The sequence below is a fragment of the Glycomyces harbinensis genome (genome assembly GCF_900101745.1).
In the GTDB taxonomy this organism is placed as follows: Bacteria; Actinomycetota; Actinomycetes; order Mycobacteriales; family Micromonosporaceae; genus Glycomyces; species Glycomyces harbinensis.
This window is the reverse complement of record NZ_FNAD01000007.1, coordinates 306263-326284: the sequence shown is the minus strand read 5'-3', so window position 1 is coordinate 326284 and position 20022 is coordinate 306263. Positions and strand designations below refer to the sequence as shown.

At 68.6% G+C, this 20022-nt stretch carries 19 protein-coding genes and 2 pseudogenes; 8 read left to right on the top strand and 13 right to left on the bottom strand.

Annotated features, from left to right (window positions below):
* Positions 1 to 2 precede the first annotated feature (2 nt).
* From BLQ63_RS14290 to BLQ63_RS14280, 3 genes are read left to right on the top strand one after another with little or no spacing between them, the layout of a single operon-like run.
* A complete protein-coding gene (locus BLQ63_RS14290; protein WP_091035908.1) occupies positions 3 to 1244 on the top strand; it encodes a CHAT domain-containing protein in 1242 nt (413 codons plus the stop codon).
* A 49-nt stretch (positions 1245 to 1293) separates the two neighbouring features.
* Positions 1294 to 1569, top strand: a complete 276-nt coding sequence (locus BLQ63_RS14285) for a hypothetical protein (protein WP_143014900.1) — start codon at positions 1294 to 1296, stop codon at positions 1567 to 1569.
* Complete coding sequence (locus BLQ63_RS14280) at positions 1566 to 2174, top strand: hypothetical protein (protein ID WP_091035900.1); 609 nt, start codon at positions 1566 to 1568, stop codon at positions 2172 to 2174. The genes BLQ63_RS14285 and BLQ63_RS14280 overlap by 4 nt, the downstream gene beginning before the upstream one ends.
* A 9-nt stretch (positions 2175 to 2183) precedes the next feature.
* On the opposite strand, the gene BLQ63_RS14275 is transcribed toward BLQ63_RS14280, so the two are convergent.
* The 4 genes and pseudogenes from BLQ63_RS14275 to BLQ63_RS14260 form a co-directional block, all read right to left on the bottom strand.
* On the bottom strand, positions 2184 to 4388 hold the full coding sequence (locus BLQ63_RS14275; RefSeq protein WP_091035897.1) for a hypothetical protein: 2205 nt from the start codon (positions 4386 to 4388) through the stop codon (positions 2184 to 2186).
* The gene (locus BLQ63_RS14270) at positions 4385 to 6142 is read right to left on the bottom strand and encodes a coiled-coil domain-containing protein (RefSeq protein ID WP_143014899.1); all 1758 of its coding nucleotides are present in this window, start codon (positions 6140 to 6142) and stop codon (positions 4385 to 4387) included. The genes BLQ63_RS14275 and BLQ63_RS14270 overlap by 4 nt, the downstream gene beginning before the upstream one ends.
* 581 nt (positions 6143 to 6723) lie before the next feature.
* Positions 6724 to 6834: pseudogene (locus BLQ63_RS27855) on the bottom strand (IS5/IS1182 family transposase); the annotation flags it as partial.
* A gap of 87 nt (positions 6835 to 6921) precedes the next feature.
* The gene (locus BLQ63_RS14260; protein WP_143014898.1) at positions 6922 to 7224 is read right to left on the bottom strand and encodes a hypothetical protein; all 303 of its coding nucleotides are present in this window, start codon (positions 7222 to 7224) and stop codon (positions 6922 to 6924) included.
* Between the two features lie 236 nt (positions 7225 to 7460).
* Here BLQ63_RS14260 and BLQ63_RS14255 point away from each other — a divergent pair, with 236 nt between their 5' ends.
* The gene (locus BLQ63_RS14255) at positions 7461 to 8237 is read left to right on the top strand and encodes a cytochrome c biogenesis CcdA family protein (RefSeq protein WP_091035883.1); all 777 of its coding nucleotides are present in this window, start codon (positions 7461 to 7463) and stop codon (positions 8235 to 8237) included.
* Between the two features lie 4 nt (positions 8238 to 8241).
* On the opposite strand, the gene BLQ63_RS14250 is transcribed toward BLQ63_RS14255, so the two are convergent.
* The 6 genes from BLQ63_RS14250 to BLQ63_RS14225 all read right to left on the bottom strand — a co-directional run bounded on the left by BLQ63_RS14250 (position 8242) and on the right by BLQ63_RS14225 (position 12574).
* Positions 8242 to 8820: a redoxin domain-containing protein gene (locus tag BLQ63_RS14250; protein ID WP_091035878.1), complete on the bottom strand. Its 579-nt coding sequence runs from the start codon at positions 8818 to 8820 to the stop codon at positions 8242 to 8244.
* Positions 8821 to 8959: 139 nt separating this feature from the next.
* The gene (locus BLQ63_RS14245; RefSeq protein WP_091035874.1) at positions 8960 to 9766 is read right to left on the bottom strand and encodes an alpha/beta fold hydrolase; all 807 of its coding nucleotides are present in this window, start codon (positions 9764 to 9766) and stop codon (positions 8960 to 8962) included.
* A gap of 22 nt (positions 9767 to 9788) precedes the next feature.
* Positions 9789 to 10520, bottom strand: coding sequence for a hypothetical protein (locus BLQ63_RS14240; RefSeq protein ID WP_091035869.1), 732 nt, complete (start codon positions 10518 to 10520; stop codon positions 9789 to 9791).
* A 1-nt stretch (position 10521) separates the two neighbouring features.
* Entirely contained in the window at positions 10522 to 11235 is a 714-nt protein-coding gene (locus BLQ63_RS14235; RefSeq protein ID WP_091035865.1) for a fluoroquinolone export ABC transporter permease subunit, read from the bottom strand.
* Positions 11232 to 12101 (bottom strand): ABC transporter ATP-binding protein, encoded by an 870-nt coding sequence (locus BLQ63_RS14230; protein WP_091035860.1) that lies wholly within the window; start codon positions 12099 to 12101, stop codon positions 11232 to 11234. Before BLQ63_RS14230 ends, BLQ63_RS14235 begins: the two co-directional genes overlap by 4 nt.
* Before the next feature lie 5 nt (positions 12102 to 12106).
* A complete protein-coding gene (locus BLQ63_RS14225; protein ID WP_091035855.1) occupies positions 12107 to 12574 on the bottom strand; it encodes a GbsR/MarR family transcriptional regulator in 468 nt (155 codons plus the stop codon).
* Positions 12575 to 12825: 251 nt separating this feature from the next.
* Here BLQ63_RS14225 and BLQ63_RS14220 point away from each other — a divergent pair, with 251 nt between their 5' ends.
* Genes BLQ63_RS14220 through BLQ63_RS14205 form a run of 4 tightly spaced genes read left to right on the top strand, consistent with a single transcriptional unit; the run spans position 12826 to position 16287 of the window.
* Complete coding sequence (locus tag BLQ63_RS14220; protein WP_091035851.1) at positions 12826 to 14193, top strand: TrkH family potassium uptake protein; 1368 nt, start codon at positions 12826 to 12828, stop codon at positions 14191 to 14193.
* A 45-nt stretch (positions 14194 to 14238) separates the two neighbouring features.
* Positions 14239 to 14793, top strand: a complete 555-nt coding sequence (locus tag BLQ63_RS14215; RefSeq protein ID WP_091035846.1) for a TetR/AcrR family transcriptional regulator — start codon at positions 14239 to 14241, stop codon at positions 14791 to 14793.
* Positions 14786 to 15523: an ABC transporter ATP-binding protein gene (locus BLQ63_RS14210; RefSeq protein WP_091035843.1), complete on the top strand. Its 738-nt coding sequence runs from the start codon at positions 14786 to 14788 to the stop codon at positions 15521 to 15523. The genes BLQ63_RS14215 and BLQ63_RS14210 overlap by 8 nt, the downstream gene beginning before the upstream one ends.
* Positions 15520 to 16287, top strand: a complete 768-nt coding sequence (locus tag BLQ63_RS14205) for an ABC transporter permease (RefSeq protein WP_091035839.1) — start codon at positions 15520 to 15522, stop codon at positions 16285 to 16287. The genes BLQ63_RS14210 and BLQ63_RS14205 overlap by 4 nt, the downstream gene beginning before the upstream one ends.
* An 823-nt stretch (positions 16288 to 17110) precedes the next feature.
* Here BLQ63_RS14205 and BLQ63_RS29275 read toward each other — a convergent pair.
* From BLQ63_RS29275 to nhaA, 3 genes and pseudogenes are all read right to left on the bottom strand, one after another.
* A pseudogene (locus tag BLQ63_RS29275) lies at positions 17111 to 17520 on the bottom strand (helix-turn-helix domain-containing protein); the annotation flags it as partial.
* A 302-nt stretch (positions 17521 to 17822) separates the two neighbouring features.
* Positions 17823 to 18746, bottom strand: a complete 924-nt coding sequence (locus tag BLQ63_RS14195) for a sensor histidine kinase (RefSeq protein ID WP_091035833.1) — start codon at positions 18744 to 18746, stop codon at positions 17823 to 17825.
* The gene (gene nhaA, locus BLQ63_RS14190) at positions 18743 to 19960 is read right to left on the bottom strand and encodes a Na+/H+ antiporter NhaA (protein WP_091035830.1); all 1218 of its coding nucleotides are present in this window, start codon (positions 19958 to 19960) and stop codon (positions 18743 to 18745) included. The genes BLQ63_RS14195 and nhaA overlap by 4 nt, the downstream gene beginning before the upstream one ends.
* Between the last annotated feature and the right edge of the window lie 62 nt (positions 19961 to 20022).

The window sequence follows — 20022 nt, the reverse complement described above, 5'->3', positions numbered from 1 at the left end:
CTATGACGGATTTCGAACTCGGCCCGGGCATGCTGTCTCCTGACCAGCGCCTCGCTCTCGCGCGCGAATGGGACGAACTGCTGGACGAGATTCAAGGTGTTCCCGGGTTCGAGGATTTTCTTCGCCCGCCGTCTTACGAGGCGCTGCTCCCTGCTTCGGCAGAGGGCCCCGTCATCGTCGTGAACGTGAGTCGATGGCGTTGCGACGCCTTGATCGTGACCTCCGCCGGGGTCGCCACCGTGCCGCTGCCGGGTCTCAGTCTCGAGGACGCCCACGATCGGCTTGTCGGCCATCTTCATGCTCTCGAAGTACTCGAGACGGCGGTGCAGAAGTGGGAGACTGCGAAATCCGCGCGTCGGGAGGGCGACCACAAGTCCATTCTCGATCTCCAGTCCGCGGGGCGAGCGCGCGGGACGGCCGCGGTCATGGTCGAGACGGCACTCGGGGAGACCTGCGAGTGGCTCTGGGACGCGGTCGTCGCGCCGGTCCTGCCATACCTTCCGATACCGGAGGTCAGTGCCGAGTCGCCGCGCGTGTGGTGGTGTCCCACAGGGCCACTCGCCCTGCTCCCGATCCATGCCGCCGGTCGCGGCGACGACTGGCTCGCCGACATGGTCGTCTCCTCGTACACGCCCACCCTCCGGGGACTCGTCGAGGCCCGCTCTCGCGACGTCGACCGCGCGGCCGCACGCGACCGCTTCCTCCTGGCATCGACGATGCCCGAGGGTGCGGCGCTGGGAGAGGGTCCCTTGGCCGGGCTTGACAGGACCGACCTCATCGATTGCAGCACCAGAGAAGCAACCCTCGCTGGGCTATCCGAAGCCCGCTACGTCCACTTCCACTGCCACGCCGACCAGAACCTGCAAGATCCCGCGCAAGGGGGCTTTCAGCTCGACGACGACGTCATCCGGGTCTTCGACCTCGCCGAACTCGCACTTCGCGGCGAGTTCGCCGGCCTCGCGGCGTGCAAGACCGCCGTGGGCGGCACGGAGCTCTTGGACGAGTCGATCACACTCGCCGCCGCGCTGCACTACAGCGGGTTCCGCCATGTGGTCGGCGGGCTGTGGATCGTGGCCGAGGACGCGGCCGCATCAGTATTCTCGTCCGTGTACACCGAACTGGCGGCCACGGGGCGCTTTCTTCCTGACGAGTCCGCCCGGGCGCTCGCCACCGCCGTAAACGACCTGCGGCGCAGCGGAGAGGAACTGCACCGGTGGGCCCCCTTCATCCATATCGGCCCTTGATCTGACCGTGAACGGAGCAGCGATGAGCCCGCCCCCGCAGCACCAAACCGTGAAGTACTCGCTGACCAGGCTGGCCGACGTCTCGGCCGGCTCGATGCCGCAGGCCAAGGTCGCTGGCGGCATCGAGTACACCGTGATCTGCCGCCGCTGCAACGGCAGCTTCAAGGTCATGAACTACGAGGGCCAGTATCTCTCGGGGTTCGGGGCCCGAAAGAAGGCCACAGCACCGCAACCTATAGGTGTGGTGTGCGATTGCGGGCTCGACCACAAGAACCGTCCCGCCGGCTCGGCCGGGTGCGGCGCTGTCTGGGACATCGTGCATTGAACCCGGAACAGGGCGGTGAACGTCCGATCGAGCAGGTCGTCGCCGACAACGAGCGGCGTCGGCGGACGACGGCCGAGGAACTGCTCCTGTCCCGGACCAGGGCCGCCAGCTGGGCGAAAGGCGTCGGTGCAGTTCTGGTAGTCGGGCTAGCATTCAGCCTGGTCAAAGGGCGGTCGGACATCTCGGCCCTCGCGCCGGCCTGGGCGATCGCCGTCGGCGCCGTGCTCGCTTTCACCGTCGTGCTCTCCGCGGTCACCGCGTACTACCTCTTCCAGGCCGCGTACGGGCCCTTGAAGTCGGTGCCGCCTGCGACCACTGACCGGGAGCTGTCCGATACGACGATGAGGAACCTCCGCAAAGGACTCGTGAGCGCCTGCGTCGCGGTGGCGGCACTGATGGTGGGCGTCGCGATCTCCTGGTACGGACCCGCGGCCCGGGGCCCCTTCCTCGAGGTGTCCGAGGACTCAGGGGGAACCTGGTGTGGTAAACCGGTACACATCGACAATGGAGTGCTCGCGCTCGAGTCGAACGGGCAGAAGGTCACCATCGACCTCGACGAGGTGGCGCGGCTGCGACCGGTGACCTCATGCCCTCCCCCGCGTTGAGCCGGTGCCTCAGCGGGCGCGCGCCCGCCGCAGCTCCTCAAACCTGAGGGCGAGATCGGCACGTACCGCGTGCAACCGCGCCTGTTCGGCCGACAGTCGCACTTCGCGGGCCCACATCTGCGACAGCGTGCCGTCGAGCAGGGCAAGTGCAGTCTCGGGCCCGTGCGAGGCCAGTTGCGCGGCGCTCGCATCGCGTGCGAGGCCCTGCCAGGCCTTCAGCCGTCGCAGGCGGCTTTGCGGACCGATGCCGTGCCATGCCGCTTCGGGAAGCAGTTCGGCGGCCGTCCTGTAGGCGGCCGCCCGCTCGCCCGACCCTGGGGGATGCGCCTGCGCAACCGCCACGCCGGCTTCGATGCGCAGCGGAACCGGGCTGGACCGATTCGCCGCGACCTGCTCCCAGAGGCGGAGCGCCCGGTCAGGCTCACTGTTGAGATTGTCGAGCATGCGAGCGAAGTTGGCGGTATAGGCCGCGTTCGCGGCACCGCCGGTCTTGAGCGAGCGATCGTATGCGGTTCGTGCGTTCGCCAGAGCTTCCTGATATTCGCCCGCGACCCAGAGGCTGAGGGCGAGGTTGGTCTCGAATCCGGCGAGGTCGCCGTCTTCCGATGAGGCCTCCGCGACCGCGCGGCGTGCGGCCGCCATGGCGACGGCGAGGTCGTCGGCGACGGCGGTCCGTTCGAAGCGGGTTCGACTGCACAAGGCCAGGTTCGAGTAGGCGGTCGCGAAGGAGGCGGACGGACCGCTCACGTCCGCCGCGCCGACTTCGGCGTGGTGCACGGCTGCGTCCAGGTCTTCGGGCTGCTCATACGCTTCAAAGCGCGCGAGCAGGTGCATGGAGAGATTGGTGTGGAGCAACCACGGGCGGGCGGCGGGCGTCGCGTCGCCGACCGTTTCCCTGCCCAGCGCAACCGCGGCGTCGATCGCGTCCAAGTCGCCGGTCCAGTCGAACCAGGTCATCGCCGCACCGGCGGCATTGCTCAGGAGATCGAGCCGGTCGGCATGGCCGTGCGGCAGACGGTCGGCCATCTCCCTGCCGAGCCGCAGCGCCTCCTGAAGATCGGCGACCTGACCGTAGCGACCGCCTCGCGTCTGGAGCGCCAGCATGAGATTGGAGACCCGGCTCTGGGCTCCGTCGGCGAGTCCCGGCTCCAGCGAGAGCCGGCCGAACTCGACGGCACGGTCGAGGTCGGATCGGTCGCGGGTGACGTCGAACCGTGTCGCGAGGACGACGCACAGGTTGCTCTGGCGCCGGGCCCGTTCGGGCAGGCCGGCTTCGCCGTGTTCCAGCGCCTGCTCGGCGAGGTCCACCGCCTCCCTGAGTGCGTCCGCGTCGGCGCTCACCTCGTACCGGGCTCGATACACCATCGAGAGGTTCGAGAGCCGCGCCGGCAGCGAAGGGTCGCCCGCGGAGGTCGATACGACCGCCGAACGGCCGTGGCGCTCGGCGCGGTCGAGGTCGGGAGGTTCAGCGAGGGCCTCGAAGCGGGTCAGGTGCGCCATGGCGGCGTTGGCATGGTCGGCGGCCGATCCTCGATCGGCGGCGGACGCGGCATAGAGCCCGACCGCTTCGTCGAGCGCGGCGCGATCAGTCCACCGCTGGTACCTGCTCAACAGGGCCGCAGCGAGATTGGCGCCACCCGCCTGTACTTCTTGGACGGAGGCGTGCGGATCCGCGAGGACCGCGCGGCCGGCCCGCACGGCATCGTCGAGATCAACATCGCGGCCACCGCGCTCGTACCTGGCGACGAGATAGGCGGCAAGTGCGACCAGCCAGCGCGTGCGCTGTTCCCCGCCGGCAGCCAATTCCTCGAGTTCGCCGATGGCGGTGTTCATCTGCTCGTCGGTGAGGAACTCCGGATCGGCGAACTCGGGATCACCGGGGATGAACTGGCCATTGTCGAAGAGCGCCGCGATCCCCGCCGGGACCAGGTCGGGGCGGAGGCGCCGCAGCCTGCTGAACCAGAGGACGGCCTGTTCCAGTTCGCGCATGCCTTCCGGTTCGGGGAGCACCTGAAAGCGTGCGAAGCGGGACTTCCCCAGCAGGGCGATGAGTGTTGGCGGAGCTAGGATCTCGCGTCCGCGAAGCGGTGCGTCGATAGCACCGAGGAGCGTCAGCGTGTCGGGGGCCAGCAGGCCGGACGCATCATCGTCGGCCAGGTAGCGCTGCAAGCGCACCTGCAGTTCGGCGATTTGCGCTCGAAGGTCGGAGTTCACAATGAACCCCTGCGGGCCAAAGGATCCGCTTCGGTCGCTTCGAGTCGCTCCGCGATCACCCGCAGGCGCCCGACGAGGTCCGGCCGTTTGTCCTCCAGGCGCGTCCACTGCTCACGGTGGCGGCGCTCCCGCCCCAGCAGGAGACCCCGCCACAGGTGGAAGCGAACCAGGCCTTCGTCGACGCGCCCCAGGTTGATGCTCGCGGCCATGGCGTCCTGGCTCGCCTCGGCGAGCTCTTTGACCAAGTGCATGCCGTCCAACGGCGGCAAATCGGGAGTGAGCAGCAGTGGGATCAGCCGCTGGCCGCTGTCGTACGCCGCGATCGACCGCTCCCAGTCCGATGCGATCGCGGCGCAATGCGCCAGCAGCAGCGCGGAGCGAATACGGGTTCTCGGACCAGCCGAAGGGACGTCGAGTGATCGCGCGAAGAAGGTGGCGGCGTCGTCCAATGCCTCGGCCCGTCCGGATCCGCGGAACTCGGCCAGGACGACTTCTCCCGCGGTGCCCAGGAGGCGGGCCTTCGCGGGGCTGTCGTGCGGTGCGAACCGAACCGCCGCAGCCGCCGCGTCCCTCGCGGTTGCGAAGTCGTTCCGCTGCTCGGTCTCGTCGCCGCGGTCGACCAGCCCGTCGGCGTAGGCGCCCCAAAGCCAGGGCGCCATGGACGGATCCAGGTCGCCAGCAGTGAGTTCGGCGAGTAGTGCGATGGCGCGATCCAGGTCGCCGTGCTTGGCGGCGGCGGAGTCCGCTCGCTCCATGAGAGCGACGGAGAGATTCGCGCGGTGGCGCACTTCCTGCCTCGTCTCGGCCTCGCCTGCTGCGAGCGATTCGAGCAAGGAGATCGCCGTATCGATATCGTCGCCCTCATGCGTGCGCTGGAACTGCTCGGCAAGCGCGACCGCCAAACTCGCGGTTCGGTCTCGACGGTAGTGGACGTGCGTGAGCGGTGTCGCCTCCAATGCGAGCCGCAGTTGTGCGATCGATCGGTCGAGGTCGTCGATCCGGCCGGTGCGCCGCAGCGCGCTAGCAAAGGCGGCACGCGCATGCGACACCTCGTGACCAGCCGCTTCTGCGACACTCACGGCGGTGTCGAGCCGGTCGACCGCGGCTTTCAAGTCCGCGGACCGACCTGTCAGTTCGGCGATGTTCAGCAGCGCCTTGCCCCACGTGACCTGAACGATCACATCGGATCGATCATCGGATCCCAGCTCCTCGACGGCGAGGGTGCACCAGCGCACGCACTCGCGGGCGGCACCGAGGTCGTTGTGCGCCTGGGGATGCAGTGCCGCCGCAGCGGCGAGGTTCGTGGCGATGACCGCTCGATCCGGATGACCCTCGGTGCAACCGAACCATGCCCGCTCCAATGCCGATGTGGCCGCCTTGAAATCGCGGTCACTCCCGGAGCGTTCGAAGCGCTCAAGCAGAGCGGACCCGAGATTGCTGAGGACGGTCGTACGCTGGGGATCCCCGGACGGCATGCACCGCTCCGCGGTCGCGTGAGCGGCGATGGCCGGTGTCAGCAGCTCCGGGAAACCTCGGCGCGACAGCTCCTCATAGGTTATGCCGAGGTTCGACAACAGTTCCGGGAACAACGAAGCATGGCGGTTGATGCGCACTACCGCGTTGCGCTGCAACCATTCCGCGATCCGTTGACCGCGAATGCCGCTGCTCCTGACCGCGAGTGCGACACCGGCGTACCCGGCGAGGACCGCCACCGGGGCGAGCGCCCATCTCCACACCAGGCGAATACGGTTCACAGGACACAGTGTCGCACTTGTGATGACCGCACCTACGCGAGCATCGAGCCCTCACAAAAGGGCTCACCGACCGTCGCACCACCCTTGGGCCCATGGAACGGGGTAGCTTCTGGCATGATTGAAGCATCGGGATCTCGCGAAAACAACGTCGCAGACTCCGGCGAAGATGGCTCCACGTGTCGTTGAGCGCCGCCGGAGCGGTTGCCTTTGCAACTTGGCTGGCAGGCCCGGCCAAGGATATCCCGCTACTGACGCCGTACAGCCATCTCCTGGGCATAGCAGGATCCCTTCTAGCGGGAGCTGGAGTGTTCATCCCACTATGGGCGTCCCCCCCTTGGGGGGCAGAGCCAGGAAAAAGTGATTGGACCGAGGTACTCGGCCTGCTTGAAAACCTTGCCATGGCTGCATAATCTGCTTCACGCTCAAGTGGCTTCGCGAGCAGCCGATATCGCCACGACTTTGTGTTTTTCAATAGTCCCGACAACGAGGATGCGAAAGTTGTCGACCTCCTCCTAAAGGCTGTCCCGTTATTGTTCCGAGCGTTGCCAATAACAGTGGTGTTCTGGCGAACTCGGTGTCGTTCAGGCGGTGCGTGCGAGGTTGTGAAGCCGGGCGATTCCGAACATCGCCACCGCGACGCCGTCGCCGCGGAGGCGGCAGTCTCGCAGCACTTTCCAGGTCTTCATCCGCGCGACACCGACCGCCACTGGCACCTCGGCGGCCTCGTCTACGCCAACCGCGACGACCCCGCCGTACTCGTCCACCAACGCGTCGGTGGATCACAGTGGACGGTCAACCTCGGACATCCCATCGGCCGCATCACCGGAGCGCTCCTCGCCGCGCTTCTCCTGGCCGCCCTCGCCGCCGCCGTACTCGACGGCATCGGCATCCTCGACCTGCCTGACACACAACGTCTCTAGTGCGCTGGCGCCCAAGAAGGAACCCCGACGAGTCCGGCCAACAGTTCGCACGGCCCGGCTGACGGTGTGGTCGTTGCCGCCGGATTCGCCGTTGCCGTGGGTTGGCCAGCGGTCGACGCGCCCCTCGCAGTAGCGCTGCTCCCTAGCTCCGGAGTCGTTCATGGAGGAGGCTTCACGGTCCCCATGCCACAAGGCCGTCGGTGCGTTCGGTGCGTGGCCTTCGAGGTTCGATGGAGCCGGATTCGGAGTACGTGGGATGACTCCAGTCGTCAGGTTCGGATGGCGAGCGGTCCACGATCCCTCCGGTTGAGCGGAAAGCGGCGAGAGACACTCGAGAGTTCAGCGGACTGTAAGAAGGATTCGCGGGCCCGGGGCCGCGGGCGCGGGACAATTCCCGCATGGTCGAACTCCCTCTCGCGTTCGCGCTCATCGCGGGCGCGGTCGCCGCGGTCAACCCGTGCGGTTTCGCGCTCCTGCCGGTGTACGCCGGCTTCCTCATCAGCGGCGAAGCCGGGGAAGTGGTCACGCGGCGGCAGGCCCTGGCCCGGGCCGGCCTGTTCTCGCTCGCGGTGACGACCGGATTCGTGGCGGTCTTCGGCGCGTTCGGGCTCGTCATCTCGTTCGTCGCGGTGAACCTGGCAGCGGTACTGCCGTGGGTCACCGTGGGTGTCGGCGTGTCGGTCGCCGCAGTCGGGATGTGGCTACTGCTCGGCCGCGAGCTGCCGTCGTTCCTGCCGCGCATCGGCGGCCGCGAGGTGCGGCGCTCGTTCGGATCGATGACCGTGTTCGGGCTCCTGTACGCGCTCGCGTCGCTGTCGTGCACCGTGGCCCCGTTCCTGGCGGTCATGGCGCAGACGTTCCGCTCGGCCTCAGTGCTCGGCGGGACCCTGGTGTTCCTGACCTACGCGCTCGGCATGGCGCTGGTCGTCGGCGCCGTCTCGCTCGCCATCGCTTTGGCGCGCCAAGGCATGGTGGCCTGGATGAAGCGGCAGTACCCGAAGGTCACGCGAGTCGTCGGCGCCCTGCTGCTCGTCGCCGGACTCTACGTGGCGTACTACGGGTGGTGGGACATGCGGGTCCTCGGCGGCGGCGACCCGTCCGACCCGGTGGTCGAAGGGGCGCGGACGGTGCAGCGCTCCCTCGAGGAGATCGTGCGGTCGGTGTTCGGCGGATGAGCGTTCAGCTCAGTTCGGCGACCTTCTCGTCCAGTTCACCGCCCGAGAACGAGCCGCTGTCGACGATCTCACCCGATGAGTCCAGGAGCACGTAGGTGCTCTGGGAGGTCACACCGAACCGGGTCCACAGCTCCCCATCGGGGCTCTGCAAATGTGTGGCATCGCCCGTGCCCGTGTCCTCGACGAATGCTTGACGCTGCTCGTCGGTGCTCGTGCGGTACAGGCCGGTCCCGGCGATGCCGACGACGGCGACCCGGTCCCCGTGATCGGCGATCAGCGCCGCCACATCCGGCCCCTGGCTCTGGCAGATCGGGCAGTCCTCCTGCCAGAACCACAGCACCGCGGGCGAACCGGCCAGCGACGCGCCCTCGAAGGCGTCACCGTCGATGTCGGTGGCGGTGAAGCCCAGCAGTTCCGGGACGGCGGCATCCGGTTCGGTTTCGGCCGTCGGCTCGTTCGGGGCGGTGGTGGTTTCGCCCGAGGAGGTGGTCTCGTCCACGGCGCCGTCGGGCGCTCCTGCACTGCAGGCGCCCAGTGTGAGCACGGCCGCGACGGCCACCGCTCCGATGACGGTGCGCTTCATCGCAGTACTCCATTCGACAGGGGGTTCGCCCTTCCATCCTGCCTGTCGGGCACGGTGAACGCACGCCGAGATCCTTACGATCCGATGAAAGAACGCGGAGGTTCCTCGTACAGCCCCACAGCGGGTTCTCGTCCAGGAACTATTGCGGCGGCTTTCGCAGCTTGTCGCCAAGCGTGGCGATGACCTCGGCGACTTTGGCCGGTGCGAGACTGGTCGCGGCGTGACCCTGGCGGCGCAGTCGCACCCGTTCGGTGTTCGGCATGACGCGTTCCAGTGCGTCCAGTCGTTCGCCCAGATGTGCAGGGCTTCGTTCACCGCCGAGCAGGACGACGGGCAGGTCGATACGCGCGTACACGTCCAGCCGCAGGCCGACTTCGTCGATGGTCGCGCAGTCGTCGAGTTGGTGCTGGGCAAGGCGACGCATTCGAGGAAACAGCGGAATCGCGGCCGCCGACATCCAGGCGGCCGACGCCGGGGCCTGCACGATATCGCGCATGAAGATCGCCAGCGCCCTGCCCGGCTTCGCGGCGTCCATAGCGGCCTGCGCCCTGGCCAGCGCCTTTCCGCCGAGCGGCGGTCCGATCACGCAGGGCGGCTCGTACAGCACCGCGCCGGCGAACGCCTCAGGCATCGCCGCCAGTGTCTCCAGCGCCAGCACCGCGCCGGACGAGTGTCCGACGATCAGCGTCGGCTCGCCGACGAGTTTCACGAGAGCGCGCACGTGTTCGACTTCTTCTGCCATCGTGCATCTGCCGCCGGCCGTGAGGTCCAGCCGGTACTGCCGGCGGTGCAGGCGCAGCGTTCTGAACCGCGGGCTGAGGCGACGGGTGACGAGTTTCCAGGACGCGCCGTCGTCCATGCCGCCGTGGAGGAGCAGGATCGCCGGGCCCTGTCCTTCGTCGTGGGCGCGCACACTGGTGCCGTCGAGTGCCGTCGCCGTGATCATGGGTGGGCCTTTCTGCAGGGGCTCAGGCTTTCTGCGAGGCGAGTCGTTTGAGCAGCCACCAGCCGATCGCGCCGGCGTAGGCCGTTCCGGCCGCGAGGTAGGGCCACGGGTTGCCGCCGTCCCAGACCTCCCAAAAGGCCTTGGCGGGCCAGTAGGTGGGGATGAGTCCGAAGCCGAGCATCGCCGGGTGGTCGAAGAAGAACGGCACCATGGGGAGTCCGAACAGCAGCATGCCGATCGCACGGACGATCGCCAGGCCCTCGACCTTGTTGCGGGCCAGGGCTGCCAGGCCGAAGCCGACCATCGCGGCGTTGAGTCCGCATAGGACGGTAATTGGGACGGAGGCGGCAATGATCTCGGCGGGGACCTGCCCGGTCAGCGCCATCGCGGCCATGAGCGAGACCGCGGTGGCGGCGACGGTGGTCGCCGCGCGGTACAGCGGGTAGCCCGTCGGCGGTGCGGGCGTCACCCGCAGCGCTGCGAGGGTCCGCTGGTCCTTGTCGTCCATGAGCAGCATCCCGCAGACGGCGCCCAGTACGGCGATCGGTCCGACCACGATGAAGGCGCTGAGGATGAGTCCGTGGTAGGGCACCAGGTCGAAGCCGTGGTCGCGGTCGAGGTATCGGGTGAACACGGGCAGCAGCCACATCGTGGCCGCGTAGATGAACGGGCCGAAGACGATCCCGGCGAGCAGGCTGTCGCGGCGGATGTTGCGCAGGTCGTTGCGGCCGAACGCCGCGATGGCGCCGGGCATGTCACTCGCCTCCTTCGCTGGCGGCGATGTGCCGATCGAACATCCTGCGGGAGAGGAGGCCGAGCGCGGCGAGCGCGGCGACCGGATAGGCCAGAGCGTAGACCCACTGCCACGCGGCCAGCTCGACCTGGCCGAACGAGTGGCCCATCAACAGGAGCACTCCCTGGGTCGGCACCAGGTAAGTGATCGGGTGCTCCCACAGGCCCGAGTAATTGATGAGCGGGACGTTGAGGACCGCGAGCACGCCGGTGGAGGGGATGATCCACTCGCTGATCGAGGTGAACGGCGTCGCCGAGATGAAACTGCACGTCAGGAACAGCAGCGCGCACAGCACCACTCCGGCCGTGAACGAGAGCGGCTCGAAGTCGAGTCCGACACCCGAGAGCGCGATGACCAGCGACAAGAGCAGGCTCAGCGCGGCGAGTGCGGTGAGTTTCGCGGTGTAGTAGTCGCCAAAGCGCAAGGGGGAGACCAGGAGCGCGAAGAGCGTGCGTTCGCCGCGTTCGAAGAACACCGCCCCGGCGATGAAGAAGAACCCGACCAGTGCCAGGTCGCCGAAGATGATGTAGGTCATCGAGGCGGCCTTGAGCTGGGCGGGAATGAGGTAGACGACGACTTCCCAGAGCAGCGCGGAGAACGCCGCCGCGTAGAGGAACCCGTACCGCCATTGGAGGCGCAGTTCGAGTCGCAGGGCTTGGACGAGAACGCCGGTCATGACAGCTTCCTCCCGGTGACGTCGATGAAGACGTCCTCCAGGTCGGCCTCCTGGCTGTGGACGGACTCGACGGCGGCCTCGCGCAGGAGCGAGCGGAACGCCTCGTCCTCGCCGAGTCCGTCGAGTGGGAAGTCCTTGGTGGACAGCTGATCGGACTGCTCGGCCCGGTACGTGACCGTGACCGTGCGCCGGGAGCGGGAGAGCTTGTGCTCGGTGGGAGAGGCCAGGGCGGTGATGCGCCCGTCGACGACGAAGGCGACCCGGTCGCACAGCTGGTCGGCGGTGGTCATGTCGTGGGTGGTGAGGAAGACGGTGCGGCCCTCGGCGCGCAGTTCGCCCACGATGTCCTTGACGATGCGGGCGTTGGCCGGGTCCATGCCGGAGGTCGGTTCGTCGAGGAACAGCAGCTGCGGGCGGTGCAGGAGGGCGCGGATGAAGACCAGGCGCATCTGCATGCCCTTGGAGTACTTGGCGACGCGGGTGTGGGCCGCGTCGGCGAGCCCGACCCTCTCCAGCAGTTCCATCGGGTTCTCGGTGGGGCCCTGGTAAAGCGAGGCGAAGAACTGGAGGTTTTCCAGACCGGTGAGCTTGAGGTAGTGGTTGGGCAGCTCGAAGGACACGCCGATGCGCTCGTAGTACTCGGACTTCCAGGCGGCGGGGTCCTTGCCCCACACCGCGACCGAGCCGCCGTGGCCCGTCAGCAGTCCGGTGAGGATCTTCTGCGTGGTGGACTTGCCGGCGCCGGAGGGGCCGAGGAAGCCGAAGACCTCGCCGGCGTCGACGGTGAAGCCGATGCCGCGGACGGCCGGTTCGGCGGCCTTGGGGTAGGTGAAGGTCAGGTCCTCGATGTCGATGACCGGGGTCATAGTCGTCACTGCTTTCGCTGCTCGTGCCAGAGGGATTCGATGCGTTCGTACTGGTCGGCCAGGAAGGTGTACATCTCCTTGGCCTCTTCGAGGCGCCGTCGCGATTCGGAGGGCGCTTCGGCGAGGAGGTCGAGGCCGCGGTCGGCCTTCTTGATCCATTCGCGCGCCTGCTTGGCCTTCGCGGCGGCCTCCTCGAGCCAGAAGCCCGGGCGCAGTCGCCAATGCGTGGCACGCGAACCGGCCACGGCGACGCGCTCGACGGCGTTGTTGCTCTGGAGCATCCGCATCGCCATGCTCACCGAGCCGCGGCTGATGTCCAGTGCCTCGGCGAGCTGCTCGGGTGACTGGTGCGGCGGTTCGCACACCATGAGCCAGCCGAGGATGCGACCGGGGATCGGGGGCAGGCCGAAGTCGGCGAAGTACACGCCGATCTCATCGGCGTAGTCGTGACGGGCGGTGCGTTCACCGCTCATGGGGGTTCTCCTCTTGGCGCGGATCGGACCGCTTCGAAATGTCAATGAATTCAGTAAATACTGAAAACTGAGAAATCTCAAGAGTCTTGACGGAATATTGACGCCGCCGCAAAGCGGGTCAGGTCCGACCTCCGGAACCGCGATTCTCGCGATTTCGGGCTCTCGAGGCAGTCCTGAACTGCAGCGATGTCCACGCATGAGGCTCGGCGAAGGAGCGGTGGCATCGGGGCGGGCGCGGTTATGGTCCAGGGGTGATCCGAGCGCTGCGACATCCGGCCCGACTGGTGCCGTCGGCGTTCTTGGCGTTCATCCTGGTCGGCACCGTCCTGCTCATGCTGCCGATCGCCACCGAGAGCGGCCGGGCCGCGCCGCCGTTGACGGCGCTGTTCACCGCCGTATCCGCGGTATGCGTGACCGGACTGGTCGTGGTCGACACCGCCACCTACTGGTCGGGTTTCGGCGAAGTGGTCATCACCGCCCTCATCCAGGTCGGCGGATTCGGCATCATCATGGCCGGAACGCTCCTGGGAGTGCTGGTCATCGGCCGCCTGCGCCTGCGCGGCAGGCTTCTGGCGCAGACCGAGAACAGCTCCGTGCGGCTGGGCGACGTCCGCAGTCTGGTCGGGCAGATCGCGCTCATGACAGCCACCGTCGAGGTCGTCGTCGCGATCGCCCTCGCCGCGCGCTTCCGCTTCCATTACGAGTACGGCGTCGGGGAAGCGGCCTGGCACGGCGTCTTCCACTCGGTCGCGGCGTTCAACAACGCCGGGTTCGGCCTCGAAGCCGACAGCCTCATGGGGTTCGTCGCCGACCCGGTGATCACCCTGACGATCAGCGCCGCCGTGATCATCGGCGGCATCGGCTTCCCGGTCATGGTCGAAGTGCTCCGCAACACCCGCCGCGCGATGCGACCGCGGACCGCCGGCCGCAGAGGCGCCCGGATCTCCTGGTCGCTGCACACTCGCATCACCGTCCTCATGACCGGCGTCCTCCTCGCGGTCGGGTTCGCCGCCTACGCGGCCTTGGAGTGGCGCAACCCCGCCACCCTCGGTCCGCTCGGCGCCGGCGACAAGCTCCTGGCCGCCTTCACCGCCGGCGCGCAGACGCGCACCGCCGGGTTCAACAACCTCGACGTGAGCGCGTTCCGCCCCGAGACGCTGCTGGCGACCGACGCGCTCATGTTCATCGGCGGCGGACCCGCCGGGACCGCGGGCGGTATCAAGGTCACCACGTTCGCGATCCTGGCCGTGGTGATCTGGTCGGAGATCCGCGGCGAACCCGACGTCGCCGTCTTCGGTCGCGCCCTGCCCGCCGAGACCCAGCGGCAGGCGCTCACCGTCGCGCTCCTGGGCGTCGCCGCCGTCGCGATCGGGACCGCGGTCATCATGCTCGACACCGGATTCGGTCTCGACCAGGTCCTGTTCGAGGCCGTCTCGGCCTTCGCGACCGTGGGCCTGTCCACCGGCATCACCCCCGATCTGCCCCCGGCCAGCCAGGTCGCCGTGATCGTCCTGATGTTCATCGGCCGCGTCGGCACCGTCGCGGTCGCCGCCGCGCTCGCCCTCAGGACCCGCCGCCGCCTGTACACCCATCCCGAGGAACGCCCCCTCGTCAGCTGACCAACGGTGGCGAATCACCAGAATGTTAGATGCTAACATTTAGGGGTGAGTGCGAAACGCGAGCGAACCCGCCAACACCTGGGAGAGTGCGCGCTCGACCTCTTCGAGGCGCAAGGATTCGAAGCCACGAGCGTCGCCCAGATCGCGAACGCCGCCGGTGTCACCGAGATGACCTTCTTCCGCCACTTCGGCAGCAAAGAACAGGCGGTCCTGACCGACCCGTTCGACCCGGTCATCGCCGAAGCCGTCGGGGCCAGGCCCGCCGGCGAAGCACCGCTCGACCGGGCCGTCCGGGGCCTGCGGTCAGCGTTCGCGGCGCTGTCCGCGGCGGACCTTGAGACGGCCCGCAGGCGTATACGCATCGTGGCCTCGACGCCGGCACTCCGCGGCGCGGCCGCGGTGCAGAACGAGACCACCGCCCTCGCCATCAGCGACGCCCTGGCCGCCGACGGGACCGACCCGCTCGCCGCCCGGGTCGCCGCCGCGGCGGTCCTCGCGGCGGTGACGACCGCCCTCTACGCCTGGGCCGCCGACCAAGACGCGAACCTGCCCGACCTATTTGACACCGCCCTCGACACCTTGGAGAGCGGACATGGCTGAGCGCCTCGCCATCACCGACGCCGTGCGCGAATACAGCGCCGACGCCGGCGTGCTCGGCGCGTCCCTCCACGTCGCCGCCGGCGAAGTGCACGCGCTGATCGGGCTCAACGGCGCGGGGAAGACCACGCTCATGCGCGCCGTCCTGGGCATGGTCCGACTCGACTCCGGCACCGTCCGCATCGGCGGCGTCCCGCTCGACCGAGTGCCGACCGCGGCCTGGTCCCGCGTCGGACACCTCATCGACCACCCTTTCGCCTACCCCGACATCGATACGCGCAGCAACTTGGCCATCGCCGCCCGCCTCCGTACCGTCCCGCACGGAGAGGTCGCCGCGACCGTCGAGGCCGCGCTCGAGTACTGGGGACTGGCCCCCTACACCGCCGTCAGGGCCGCGACACTTTCCAAGGGCAACCGGCAGCGGCTCGGCCTGGCCGCCGCGTTCGTCGCCGGTCCCGACCTGGCGGTGCTCGACGAGCCCACCGACGGACTCGACCCCGCCGGGGTGATCGCCCTGCGCGAGGCCCTGCGCGACCACGCCGACCGTGGCGCCGGCGTGCTCGTCTCCAGCCACCACCTCGACGAGGTCGCACGCTTCGCCGACCGGATCTCGGTGATGAACCACGGCCGCATCATCGCCGCGCTCGACCCCGCCGGCACCGACCTCGAACGGGAATTCTTCGCGCTCCTCCTCGACGACGACGCGCAACGCGACCTGGAGGCGCAGGCATGACCGGCCTCCTTGCAGCCCTGCGGGTCGAGACGCGAAAGGCCGCGGCCGCGCTGGTCCTTCGCGTCGGCGGCGCGAGCCTCGCACTGGGCACGGCCGTCCTCGCCGCGGCCCTGGTCGCGGCCGTCGAGACCGGGAACGAGCAGATCGCCGCCAAACTCGGCACCTTCGCCGAAGCCGCAGGCTGGGACCTGCTCATCGCCATCGCCACCCAAGTCGTCGCCGCGGGCGCCCTCCTCGCCTTCGGTACCACCCTCGGGTGGAGCTTCGGCCGCGAATTCACCGACGGCACGATCAACGGACTGCCCGCGATCCCGGTCTCCCGTGCGGCAACGGTGGCCGCCAAACTGCTCGTCCATCTGATGTGGACGGTCATCGTCGCGGTGTCACTGGTCTGCCTGCTGATAGCGGCCGGGCTCGCCACCGGACTCGGCGCCCTCGACGCGCCGGCCGCGGCGTCGCTGGCGCGATTGTTCGCCCTCACCCTCCTGACCGGCCTGATCGCGACACCCGCAGCCTGGGCCGCCACCCTCGGCCGCGGGCCCCTGCCGGGCGTCACCGCGGCCGTCGCCCTCATCGTCACCGCACAGATCGCGGTCGTCGCCTTCCCCGCCCAAGGCGCCTGGCTCCCGATCGCCGCACCCGCCCTGTGGGCCATGCAGCCCACCGCCGTCACCGGGGTGCAACTGCTGCTGGCACCGGTCTTCGCGCTCGCGTTCACCGCCGTGACCGTCAGCGCGTGGCGGCGGCTCCAACTCGACCGCTGACCCGGGCAATAAGGCGATCAGTGTTGCCGGGGCCGCCGTGACCCTCGGACCGGGGTCCTCCCGCGCGCCTGCTCAGCCTCGCGGACCTGCGCGTCGACCCGCGCTTGCAGTTCATGGCGTTCGGTCGCCTCCCGGACCTGCTCCTCGACCGGGGGCCTGCGGGGTCGGGTTGATCCGTTCGGCCAGTCCAGCCGCTGCGAGGGCCTCGGCGGCGAGGATGAGCACCGCCCCGAGCGGACCGGCCACGCCGACGGCCAGCGCCATCCACACCTCCCCCAACCCGTCTGCACCCGCTTCCGTTTGCACCGCCCACGCCAGGCGATGAGCCCGGCGGCGAGCACGATCACGGCCCCGGCCAGGGCCGCCAGCGCCCACATGGCGAACGCGAGGCCCCATCCGGGCATCGTCCACATCGCCTCCGGGTTCACCGCGGCTCATTCATCGTCGTGGCGCTCTTCGGCCGGTTCGGCCTCGGTGTCGTTCTCGTAGGCCTTGACGCCGCCCGCGGCGCCGCGCCAGCCCGTCGCGGGCAGTCCCCCGGCGGTGTCGGCGAGGTCGCGCAGGCCCTTGGTGTTGCCGAGGGCGTCCCGACCTCAGTTCGCGCGGTTGGCGTACACGTCCTGGCGGCGTCGTAGGTGGTGTTGATGCCGTGGTCGTTGCCGAAGCGGGGTTTGTTCGAGAAGGCCAGCACATTGTCGATGTTCTTGACCATCGCCTTGGCGTCGGTCTTGGCCATGCTCTTCATCATGCCCTGGGCCATCTCGTCGAGGGAGTTCGCGAGCTTGCCGAACGCGCTCTGGAAGACCTTGATCTTGCGCAGCAGCTCGGCGACCTTCTGCATCGTCTTCGAGTAGCGGTAGTTCTTCGACTTCGCGGCCACCGATCGATCCCGGGTCGGGACGAGGGTGTCATCGACGATAAGGACAGTCCCGGGCGCAAAGCGCTGCCGGGGCCGAAGCGCGAACCTTGGGGCAAGGTCGTCGACAATGCGGTTCGCGGCGGATTTCGAAGTCCGAACAGGGCCGCGATCTGGCGAACAGTGAGGTTGGTGTGCCAGTAGGCGGCGACCAGCAGCACCCCATTTTCGAAGGCGACCTTCCACGGCCGGCCCTTCAGTGGCGGTTCGGCGCCCTCGACTCGCAACTGTCGCACCAGGTTCGCGAACCGTCTCGCCGACAAGCCGCTGAACAGCTCGATCATCGTCTCGTCCGCCACGCTGATCACTCCCGCCATTCGGGCATGATCGCATGTGCCCCAATAACATGCGGCAGCGTACTCCAGCGCCTACGGAGCTGAGCGTGTCGGTTCCGGTCAGGATCCCAAGGACGCCCGGAATGAGCTTCAGCGAGCGCTCCGGGCATGCATCAATAACACCAGGTTCAACTTGTTTGAGTTCCGTTGCTGTGCAATAAATATCGTGCTGGCGGGCAGGTTCTGGCCTGAGGTAGCACGTGAGGGGCCGTCCGCGGTTCGGCGGGAACTCTTCGCAGGCTTGTGCCGGTCAGGCGGGCGGGTACGTCACCGTGCGCACTGGATCAGTTCAGTCGCAGGTAGATGCGCATGGTGGTTCCGCGGGCGCTGGTGTACGTGCGCAGGAGGTCGACGACCTGATTGACCAGTACCAGGCCGCGGCCGTGGGCACGGTCCGGGTCGACCGGGAGGCGTCCGGCGAGCGGGTCGGTGAGGTGCCCGGTGTCGCTGACTTCGCAGACAAGCTGGTCCTCCTCGGTCCAGATCCGCAGCAGACCGGTGCCACCGCCATGGGCGACGCTGTTGGTGATCAGCTCGGTGACGGCGATCTCCAGGTCGATGAGCCGGGTCGCCGTGAGTCCCGCATTGCGTCCGTAGGCAGTGGTGAACCAGCGGGCGTTGTCGATCGTGTCGCGGTCGACGGCCCGCTCGATCGCGGTCCACGGCCGGTCCTGGAGCGGCTGATTGTAGACGGTGACGATGTGGTCGGGGTCGTAGGCGTCGCTGGCGCGGCGCCCATCGCGGCTCTTCAAGAGTGGATGCGTCAGCAGTGAGTCGGCGATGACCCGCTCGTCGAGCCCGTCGATGTCATACGGACACAGGGCGGCGATGTCGCGGCCGGCGAAGGCACGATTGACCAAGGCCTCATGCTGCGCGCATGCGGGATACTCGGCGGCGGTGCGCGAGGGCCAGATCGGTTCCCCGACGATGCGCATGCGCTGCCCAGGGCGACAGTCGGCGAACGCGCGCAGCACGTTGGGGATGATGCCGGCAGGGTTGGCGCCGATCGCGCTCATGTCGAGCGTGTGGACGCGTGCGGTCGCCGCCCCCAGAGAACCTTGCAGCAGTTCGAGTTTCGGCCCCGGTACGGCGACGGCCACCGGCTCGTCGAGGGCCAGCGCCTCCTCGATGAACGGGACCGTGCCCTCCAGGTACTCCCGGTGCCCGGAGTAGTGCAAGGCGGTGTGCTCGAACGGATCTGCGGTCATGCAGCTGGCTCCTCCACTGGACGGGGTCGACGGCGGGCCAGGATGGTGCCGCCGACGATCGCCGAGAGCGCGGACCCGGCGAGGACGCCGGTTTTGACCAGTCCCTGCTGGACCGGGTCGGTGAAAGCGAGCTCGGTGATGAGCAGGCTGACGGTGAAGCCGCATCCGCACAGCACCGCCACTCCCGCGATGTCGCCCCAGCGCAGGCCTGGGGCGAGGCGCCCCCAGCCGAGGCGGTGGGCGGCGATCGCGCCGACGCTCACACCGATCGCCTTGCCTAGGAAGAGCCCGGCGACGACGGCGAGCGCGACGCGATCGGAGGCGAAGGCGCTCAATGCCGCACCGTTGAGAACGACCCCGGCGGAGAAGAACGCGAACACCGGGACCGCGACGCCGGCGCTGAAGGGTTGGAGGGCGTGTTCGGCCCGGGTCGCCGGGGACTCATGCTCGCCCGGGTCGGGCTTGACGCGGGTCGCCAGGCCGATGGCGACACCGGCGAGGGTGGCGTGCACACCGGCCTCGTACAAGGCCGCCCATGCCGCCAAACCGAGGGGAATGTAGATCCACAGGCCGCGGACCCGCTTGGCCTGCAACAGGACCCATGCGGCGATGATGAGCACGAAGGCGGTCAGCGGCAACGGCTCGGGCCGGGAGTACAGGGCGGCGATCATCGCGATGGCACCGAGGTCATCGGCGATGGCCAGGGTAAGCAGGAAGATCCGCAGGCTCGAGGGCAGGCCCCGGGCGCAGATCGCGAGGACCGCGAGGGCGAAGGCGATGTCGGTGGCGACCGGCACCGGCCATACCGCGGTCGCCCCCGCTTCGCCCCAGGCCACCGCGAGGGCAATGAGCGCGGGGACGATGATGCCACCGGCCGCGGCGATGACCGGCAGCATCGCTTGTTTGAGATCGCGGAGCTCGCCGACGACGAGTTCGCGTTTGAGTTCGAGGCCGACGACGAGGAAGAAGAACGCCAGGAGGAAGTCGGCGGCCCAGTGCTGGAGGTTGAGCGTGAAGACGCCGTCGATGCCGATGTCGGTGTGGCGCACGTCGTCGTAGAACCCCGCCAGTGGTGAGTTCGCGACGATGAGGGCCAGGGCTGCGGCGATGAGGAGCAGGATCCCGCCGGTGGTCTCGATGCGCAGGAAGCGGATTGCCTCGGCGGGCACCTTCTTGACGGCCCGGCCGACACGGTGCCGGGATATCTGTGGCATGGGAGTTCCGGGGCGGCGACGGGGTGGATTCGGCGGGGTCGGGCGTGCGGGCACGGGTGAGC